This is a genomic window from Sandarakinorhabdus sp., from assembly GCF_031422795.1.
Taxonomy (GTDB): domain Bacteria; phylum Pseudomonadota; class Alphaproteobacteria; order Sphingomonadales; family Sphingomonadaceae; genus Sandarakinorhabdus.
The window spans coordinates 1-3323 of record NZ_JANPML010000048.1; the positions used below are offsets into that span (position 1 = coordinate 1).

General features: G+C 65.3%; 5 protein-coding genes. 3 read left to right on the forward strand and 2 right to left on the reverse strand.

The genetic code is table 11. The annotated features are described in order from the left end of the window. Positions 1–874, forward strand: an 874-nt coding sequence (locus RMO81_RS01860; protein ID WP_310474026.1) for a pyruvate kinase, incomplete at its 5' end; no start/stop codon positions are given. Here the strand turns inward: RMO81_RS01860 and RMO81_RS01865 are convergent. Both RMO81_RS01865 and ykgO read right to left on the reverse strand, forming a co-directional pair. Beyond that, positions 868–1476, reverse strand: coding sequence for an HAD family phosphatase (locus RMO81_RS01865; RefSeq protein WP_310474027.1), 609 nt, complete (start codon positions 1474–1476; stop codon positions 868–870). The genes RMO81_RS01860 and RMO81_RS01865 overlap by 7 nt on opposite strands. Before the next feature lie 88 nt (positions 1477–1564). After that, a complete protein-coding gene (gene ykgO, locus RMO81_RS01870; RefSeq protein ID WP_017668774.1) occupies positions 1565–1690 on the reverse strand; it encodes a type B 50S ribosomal protein L36 in 126 nt (41 codons plus the stop codon). 166 nt (positions 1691–1856) lie between these two features. On the opposite strand from ykgO, the gene RMO81_RS01875 reads away from it, so the two are divergent. Continuing rightward, entirely contained in the window at positions 1857–2456 is a 600-nt protein-coding gene (locus tag RMO81_RS01875; RefSeq protein ID WP_310474028.1) for a DUF4136 domain-containing protein, read from the forward strand. Further along, on the forward strand, positions 2453–3323 hold an 871-nt coding region (locus RMO81_RS01880), incomplete at its 3' end, for a M14-type cytosolic carboxypeptidase (protein ID WP_310474029.1). The genes RMO81_RS01875 and RMO81_RS01880, both read left to right, overlap by 4 nt.

Consider the following 3323-nt stretch of genomic DNA (forward strand, 5'->3'; position numbering starts at 1 on the left):
TTGGGTGGCGCTGTCGTTCGTGCAGCGCCCCGAAGACGTCGCCGAGGCGCGCCCCCTGATTTGCGGCAAGGCGCTGTTGCTGGCCAAGATCGAAAAGCCGGCGGCGCTGGAACGGCTGGAAGAAATATTGGAGATCGCCGACGCCGTGATGGTGGCGCGCGGCGATCTGGGCGTCGAACTGCCGCCGCAGAACGTGCCGCCGGCACAAAAACGCATCGTTGCCATGGCGCGCAGCCTGGGCAAGCCGGTGGTGGTGGCGACGCAGATGCTGGAATCGATGATCACCAGCCCCTCTCCCACCCGCGCCGAAGTGTCAGACGTGGCGACCGCCATCTATGATGGGGCCGATGCCGTGATGTTGTCCGCCGAAAGCGCTGCCGGCGCCTGGCCGGAAGAAGCGGTGAGCATGATGGACGCCATCGCCGCCCAGGTGGAGGCCGACCCCAGCTATCATGGCCGGGTGCATTTCACCGAAGTGGCCACGGGCCGTTCTACGCCGGCCGCCATCACCGCTGCCGCCGCCGAAATCAGCCGCACCATCGGCGCGCGCGCCATCGTGTGTTTCACCATTTCCGGCTCCACCGCCAGCCGCGCTGCCCGCGAACGGCCATCGGTGCCGGTGCTGTGCCTCACGCCCAGCCAGACAACGGCGCGGCGCATGGCGCTGGTGTGGGGTGTGCACGCTGTCACCACGCGTGACGTGGGCAGTTTCGAAGAAATGGTCGGCAAATCGAAACGCATGGCGCTGCGGTCTGGCCTGGCCAAGGGCGGTGATCCGCTGGTGCTGATTGCCGGCGTGCCCTTCTCCACGCCGGGCACCACCAACGTGGTCCACGTCGTGCGGCTGAGCGGGGACGAGCTGAAGAATTATTGAGGCAGCAGGCCCAGCCGGACAAGTTCGGCGTTCAGCCCTGCGGCCCCTTCGAACAGGTGGCCCGCAAAGCCATTGGCCTGCGCCGCCGCCACATTGTCGGCGCGGTCATCAATGAAGATCGCCTCTCCGGGGGCCAAGCCAAAGCGGCGCAGGGCGAGCTGGTAAATGGCCGGATCTGGCTTGGCCAAGCGCTCTGCACCCGACACGACGATATCGATGAAATGATCGAACACCGGCCATTCGGGCCGAAACTGCAGCCAGAATTCTTGGGCAAAATTGGTGATGGCAAACAACGGCACGCCGCGCGCGGCCAGCTGCTCCACCAGTTCGATCATGCCGGGAATCGGGCCCACGATCGTCTCGTTGAAGCGCGGGCCAAAAAGGCGAATCAGGTCGGCTTCGGCCGGAAAGCGGGCGATCAGTTCGGCGCTGGTATCGGCAAACGGCCGGCCCATATCGTGCTGGAAATGCCAATCTGGCGTGACGACATTGGCCAGGAACCAATCCAGCCGCGCCGGATCAGTGATGAAGCGCGCATAGAAGGCCCGCACATTCCAATCGACGATGACATTGCCGACATCGAAAACAACCGCACGCAGCATGCTCAAGCCCCACAAATGGCAAAACCCCCGCCGAATGGCAGGGGTTTGCAAGGCAACGCGCCGGCCGCTGTGGCCGGCCGCGGCAACATCAGCCTTGGCGGGCCTTGAAGCGGCGGTTGGTCTTGTTGATCACATAGGTGCGGCCGCGACGGCGCACGACCTGGCAATCACGGTGACGGCCCTTGAGGCTCTTGAGGCTGTTGCGGATCTTCATGATCAATCCCGGCAAGTGAATCGGTGGTCGAAAGGAACCGGCGAGCTAAGGGAGGGAGCAGGCTTTGTCAACCATCGTGGGCCCTCTGCCGCGGTTCATTCAGCTTTGGTTGCAACCGGCTGACGCACATGCGACCACTTCACCGCCCACCATCGGGATATAAAACATGCGCACATCTGCCCTTGCCTTGCTGATCCTGCTGCAGCCGGCAGCCGCCCTTGCGGCCACCACCAAGGTTGAGGTGAGCCGTTTCCACCTGCTCGCGCCGCCAGCACCATCGCTGTCCGGCAGCAGCATCACGGTCGAGCCGGCTGCTCCCACGGCTGAACCGCCGTCGCTGCAGTTCGGTGTGCTGGCAGCGGCGGCCTACGCAGAACTGGCCCGCGCCGGGTTCAAGCCGATGGCCGCCGGCCAGCCCGCCGATCATGTCGCCCGCATCACCCTTACCGGCACCAGCGAGGTGGTGCGCAAACGCTCGCCGATTTCGATCGGCGTGGGCGGCGGCACCGGCGGCTGGAATGGCGGCGTGGGCGGCGGCGTGTCCTTCCCGATTGGCGGCGGCACCCGCACCGTAACAGCGGCCCAGATGACGATTCAGATCCGCCGGGCAAGCGACAAGACCGTGGTGTGGGAAGGCCGGGCCAGCGCGATTGCGCCCGGCGCTGACCCGATCAGCGCCGCACCGGCGCTGTTGCAGGCCTTGTTGAAGGGCTTCCCCGGCGCCAATGGCCGCAGCGAGACGGTAAAGGTAAAGACGACTCCATGATCAGCATCGACAGCGCATTCGACTCCGGCAACATCAAGGTCGAGCGGATCGGCGGCCCGCACGACATCGTGCTGACCATCCCCAAGGACGCGCACAGCGACTTTTATCAATGGTTCCACTTCCGCCTGTCGGGCGCCAAGGGCCAGCGCTGCCTGATCCGCATCATCGATCTGAAGGGCAGCGCCTATCCCGATGGCTGGCCGGGCTATCGCGCCGCCATGTCGGCCGATCGCCAGCACTGGACCCGCGCCACGACGAGTTACGACCCCGCATCCGCCAATGGCACGCTGACCATCGAAATAACGCCTGAGGCCGACCAGTTGTGGTTCGCCTATTTCGCGCCCTACTCCATGGAACGGCACCATGATCTGGTCGCCCGCATGGCCGCGGCGCCAGGCGTTGCTGCCGATGTGCTGGGCCACAGCCTTGATGGCCGGCCCATTGATCGGCTGATCATGGGCACGGGGCCGAAAACCATCTGGCTCTATGCCCGCCAGCACCCCGGCGAGAGCAAGGCACATTGGTGGATGGAAGGCGTGTTGGAGCGGCTGACCGATCCGCACGACCCGGTGGCGCGCAAGCTGCGCCAGTTGGCGACGTTCCACATCGTGCCCAACATGAACCCCGATGGCAGTTTCCGTGGCCATCTGCGCTGCAACGCCGCCGGGGTGAACCTCAACCGCGAATGGGCCGCGCCCTCGGCAGAAAAATCGCCGGAAGTGCTGAGCGTGCGGGACGCGATGGACAAGACCGGCTGCGATCTCGCCATGGATGTGCACGGCGACGAGGCCATCCCGCAGGTGTTCATCGCCGGCTTTGAAGGCATCCCGTCGATCACCAACAGGCAACTGGCGCTGCTGGCCGATT

What these genes read in the sequence shown, in the direction of transcription:
- RMO81_RS01865 (WP_310474027.1), bottom strand. Translation starts at nt 1,476, where the DNA reads ATGCTGCGTGCGGTTGTTTTCGATGTCGGCAATGTCATCGTCGATTGG.
- ykgO (WP_017668774.1), bottom strand. Translation starts at nt 1,690, where the DNA reads ATGAAGATCCGCAACAGCCTCAAGAGCCTCAAGGGCCGTCACCGTGAT.
- RMO81_RS01875 (WP_310474028.1), top strand. Translation starts at nt 1,857, where the DNA reads ATGCGCACATCTGCCCTTGCCTTGCTGATCCTGCTGCAGCCGGCAGCC.